We start from the raw sequence: 249 nt of genomic DNA on the forward strand, positions 1-249 counted from the left end.
GTGACCCGAATGTGAATCGTCACCTTTGGTCGCCATCCAGGCGTTTAAACCTGAAGGCAGTCGGAACTCAAATAAACCCAATAGGTTAATTGAGAACAGCAAGGTGATGATCAGCATGAAACCGATAAACCAAACGTTCTGGAATTGGATTCCCCAGCCTATCGCATTGCCACCTACTTTTAGAAGTGTCATGCCAAGCGCTAGCAGTGCAAATGAAGTAATCACACCTGCAGCAGAAGCCAGGAACGA

At 47.0% G+C, this 249-nt stretch carries 1 pseudogene; it reads right to left on the reverse strand.

Features of this window, described 5'->3' with window-relative positions:
* Window positions 1–249 (reverse strand): annotated as a pseudogene (locus tag A3712_RS18490) (cytochrome C biogenesis protein); the annotation flags it as partial.

It is taken from the genome of Vibrio sp. HI00D65 (assembly GCF_001635455.1).
Lineage (GTDB): Bacteria > Pseudomonadota > Gammaproteobacteria > Enterobacterales > Vibrionaceae > Vibrio.